This is a genomic window from Helicobacter mehlei, assembly GCF_003660265.1.
Taxonomy (GTDB): Bacteria; Campylobacterota; Campylobacteria; order Campylobacterales; family Helicobacteraceae; genus Helicobacter; species Helicobacter mehlei.
Window position 1 is genome coordinate 1 of record NZ_QXQP01000076.1, and the last position, 776, is coordinate 776.

The window sequence follows — 776 nt, forward strand, 5'->3', positions numbered from 1 at the left end:
TGCGCTCAGACATGGCGCGCCTGCGCCGGGAGCTTTCCGGCATGGATACCGCCCGTGGTGTTAAGCGTTCACAGCGCGCAGCCTCACTGGTTCCACAGATTTCCATTGCCGGATACACCAATGCTGGAAAGTCCTCGCTGATTAACGCGATGACTGGTGCTGGTGTCCTGGTGGAGGATGCGCTCTTTGCCACATTGGATCCCACCACCCGTAAGGCCGAACTGGCCGATGGACGCCACGTGGTCTTCACCGACACCGTTGGCTTCATCCGTCACCTGCCAACCTCCCTGGTGGAGGCTTTCAAATCCACCTTGGAGGAAGTGGTGGAATCTGATCTCATGCTGCATGTGGTGGATGGTTCAGACCCCTTCCCACTGAAGCAGATCGAGGCCGTGAACACGGTGATCAGTGATATCGTGCGCACCACCGGGGAAACCCCGCCGCCGGAAATCATCGTGGTGAACAAGATCGACCAGGCTGATCCACTCACCCTGGCTGAACTGCGCCATGCCCTCGATGATGTGGTGTTTGTCTCCGCGTTGACAGGGGAGGGCATCAAGGAGCTGGAGGCTCGCATTGAGCTGTTCCTCAACTCCCGCGACACTCACCTGTTGCTGCGTATCCCTTTTACCCGCGGTGACATCATTTCCCGTCTCCACGAGCACGGCACAGTGTTGTCTGAGGAATATACTGTGGAGGGCACGGTGATTGATGTCCGCATCCCGGCACAGCTGGCCAATGAACTGAAACAGTTTGAAGTCAGCCGCGAGACTGAA

Annotated in this window: 1 protein-coding gene; it reads left to right on the top strand. The window is 57.9% G+C overall.

Going from position 1 to position 776, the window contains the following annotated elements; translation table 11 throughout:
• Positions 1-776: HflX GTPase family protein (locus EAO36_RS08310; RefSeq protein WP_162983300.1), on the top strand; the 776-nt coding region annotated here is incomplete at both ends.